This is a genomic window from Pseudomonas citronellolis (assembly GCF_029335315.1).
Classification (GTDB): Bacteria; Pseudomonadota; Gammaproteobacteria; order Pseudomonadales; family Pseudomonadaceae; genus Pseudomonas; species Pseudomonas citronellolis_A.
The window spans coordinates 1-3,146 of sequence record NZ_JARJLT010000191.1 but is presented as its reverse complement, the minus strand read 5'-3'; the positions used below and the strand labels follow the sequence as shown (position 1 = coordinate 3,146).

The window sequence follows — 3,146 nt, the reverse complement described above, 5'->3', positions numbered from 1 at the left end:
CACCACTTCGACGATGCGCATCAGCGGCGCCGGGTTGAAGAAGTGGAAGCCGGCCACCCGTTCGGGGCGGCGGCAGCGCGCGGCGATGCGGGTGATCGACAGCGACGAGGTGTTGCTCGCCAGCACCGCGTCGTCCGCCACCCGCGCCTCCAGTTCGGCGAACAGCGCCTGCTTGGCGTCGAGGTCTTCGACGATGGCTTCCACCAGCAGGTCGCAGTCGGCCAGCTCGTCGAGGCTGTGGGCCGGGCGCAGGCGCTGCAGGGTGGCGGCCAGGGCGTCGGCGTCGAGCTTGCCCTTGGCGGCCGCGCGTTCGAGCAGCTCGCGGTTGAAGTCCAGGGCTTGCTGGACGCTCTCGGCGCGGCTGTCGTAGAGCCGCACCGGCACCCCGGCGCTGGCGAACAGTTGGGCGATGCCGCGGCCCATGGCGCCGGCGCCGATCACGCCGATGCGCTGGAACGCGGGAGGGTTGCTGACTGGCATGGGCGGCGTGCCCTCGTCTGGCTGGCCTGTCTTCACCTTAGTCGCTGTGCTCATGACGTGGGGTTCCGTTGCTGTTCCAGGTCGCGCAGCTGGCGGCGGAGCATCTTGCCCACCGAGGTCTTGGGCAGCTCGTCGAGCACCTCGACGAAGCTCGGCACCTTGTAGCCGGTGAGGTGCTCGCGGCAGTGGGCGATGATCGCGGCGGCGTCCAGGGCCGGGTCGCGCAGGCTGACGAACAGCTTCACCGCCTCGCCCTTGCGCAGGTCCGGCACGCCGATGGCGATGCATTCGCGGATACCGGGATGGCGCATCACCGCGTCCTCCACCTCGTTGGGGAAGACGTTGAAGCCGCTGACCAGGATCATGTCCTTCTTGCGGTCGACGATCTTCAGCAGGCCGTTGGCGTCCTGCACGGCGATGTCGCCGGTGCGCAGCCAGCCGTCGGCGTCGAGCACCTGGGCGGTTTCCTCCGGGCGGCCCCAGTAGCCGAGCATCACCTGCGGGCCGCGCAGGCACAGCTCGCCGGGGACCTCCGCCGGGCATGGCTGGCCGTCCTCGTCGAGGATGCGCACTTCGGTGTCGATCAGCGGCTGGCCGACGTAGCCCTCGCGGTAGGGCGTCAGCCGGGTGTTGGTGCACACCACCGGCGACGCCTCGGTGAGGCCGAAGCCTTCCAGCACCGGGGCGCCGGTGAGCGCCTGCCAGCGCCGGCCGACCTCCAGGTTGAGCGGCGCGCCGCCGCTGGTGACCCATTTCAGGTGGCTGAAGTCGAGGCTGGCGAACTCCGGGTGGTTCATCAGCCCGACGAACAGGCTGTTCAGCCCGCTGAGCAGGCTGAACGGGTAGCGGCGCATGGCCGCGACGATCTCGTCGAGGTTGCGCCCGTCGCGGATCACCACCGTGTGCAGGCCCATGCCCACCGAGCTCAGGCAGTTCGTGGCGAAGGCCATGATGTGATACAGCGGCAGCGGCGCGATGCGCACGTCGGTCGCCGGGTCGAGCAGGCCCGGGCGCATGAACAGCTCCAGGGTCTGGATGACGTTGGCCAGCAGGCTGTAGTGGCTGAGCATGGCGCCCTTGGAGACGCCGGTGGTGCCGCCGGTGTACTGCAGCAGGGCCAGGCGCTCCAGTCCCGGCTCGGTGTCCACCGGCGGGGCCTCGGCGCCCAGCCGCAGGGCCTGCATGAAGCGCGTGGCGTCGGGCTCGTCGCAGGCGTATTGCGGCGCTTCGAGGTCGTCCACCGCGGTCAGCAGCACCTGGCGCACCGCGCTGTCGTCCTGCACCTTGCGCAGCAGCGGCAGCAGGCGGTCGAGCAGCAGGATGGCGCTGGCGCCGGAGTCGCGCAGCTGGTGGTTGAGTTCGCCGGCGGTGTACTGCGGGTTGGTGTTGACCAGCACCAGGCCGGCCTTGAGCGCGCCGAAGGCGGCGATCGGGTATTGCAGGGAGTTGGGCAGCATCAGCGCCAGGCGCTCGCCGGGCTGCAGGCCGGCGTGGTGGCGCAGGAAACGGGCGAAGGCGTCGGCCTGGCGCTCCAGCTCGGCGAAGCTCAGGCAGCTGCCGGCGCAGGAGAAGGCCGGGCGCTCGGGGTGCTCGCGGCTGGCGTCGCGCAGCAGGTCGTGGACGTTGCGGTAACCGCGCGCGGCGAATTGCGCGGCGACATGACTTTCGGCAGTGACGGGCATCGTGGCTCTCCGCAAGTGAATTGTTGTTTTACTCTGCGAAACATGATGTCGAAATCGATGGTATGCGATAGCCTTTGACCGTGCAACGGCGCTTCGCCCTGCTGATCGCGCCAGGCCGATCTGCTATCGTTCGCCCGCGCCGGACGCCGCTCCGGCCCCCATATTCCCCAGCCGAGGCAGCATGAGCGACGATTTCGAAGACTCCAGCGCACCCAAGGACCGCAAGTTCGTCGAGGCCCTGGCCCGCGGCCTGGACGTGCTGCGCGCCTTCACCCATGGCTCGGTGGTGCTGGGCAACCAGGAGATCGCGCGGATCACCGGGCTGCCCAAGCCGACCGTGTCGCGCATGACCTACACCCTGACCAAGCTCGGCTACCTCAGCTATTCGCAGCTGCACGAGAAGTACCAGCTGGACTCCGGCGTGCTCGCCCTCGGCTACGCCTACGTGTCGAACCTGCGCGTGCGCCAGCTGGCCAAGCCGTACATGGAGGCCTTCGCCCGCCGCACCAACACCACCGTGGGCCTGACCTGCCGCGACTGGCTGTCGATGATCTACGTGGAGAACTGTCGCCCGCCGGAAGCCACCTCCCTGCGCATGGACGCTGGCGTGCGCCTGCCGCTGGCCACCACCGCCGCCGGCCGCGCCTACCTGGCGGCGACCCCGGAGCAGGAGCGCGAGCACCTGCTGCAGGCGCTGCAGTCGCGCCACGAGGGCGACTGGGCGGCGCTGCGGGCGTCGCTGGAGCATTCCTTCGAGGAGTTCCGCGAGCACGGCTTCTGCCTTTCCCTCGGCGACTGGGACCGCAACGTGCGCGCCGCCGGCGTGCCGCTGCGCCTGGCCGATGGCGGGCTGATGGCGCTGACCTGCGGCGCGCCCTCCTTCCAGCTCAGCGAGGAAACCCTCAAGGGCTCCCTGGCCCATGAGCTGGAAATGCTCGCGCGCGACATCGAAAGCCTCGGCGCCTGATTCGGTTCGAGAGCACG

General features: G+C 69.8%; 3 protein-coding genes. 1 reads left to right on the top strand and 2 read right to left on the bottom strand.

Annotated features, from left to right (window positions below):
* Together P3W75_RS14925 and P3W75_RS14920 are read right to left on the bottom strand one after the other, a co-directional pair.
* On the bottom strand, positions 1 to 480 hold a 480-nt coding region (locus P3W75_RS14925; RefSeq protein ID WP_276228137.1), incomplete at its 3' end, for a 3-hydroxyacyl-CoA dehydrogenase NAD-binding domain-containing protein.
* A gap of 50 nt (positions 481 to 530) precedes the next feature.
* Positions 531 to 2,162, bottom strand: coding sequence for an AMP-binding protein (locus tag P3W75_RS14920; RefSeq protein WP_276228136.1), 1,632 nt, complete (start codon positions 2,160 to 2,162; stop codon positions 531 to 533).
* 181 nt (positions 2,163 to 2,343) lie between these two features.
* On the opposite strand from P3W75_RS14920, the gene P3W75_RS14915 reads away from it, so the two are divergent.
* The gene (locus P3W75_RS14915) at positions 2,344 to 3,129 is read left to right on the top strand and encodes an IclR family transcriptional regulator (protein WP_276228135.1); all 786 of its coding nucleotides are present in this window, start codon (positions 2,344 to 2,346) and stop codon (positions 3,127 to 3,129) included.
* The last annotated feature ends 17 nt before the right edge of the window (positions 3,130 to 3,146 follow it).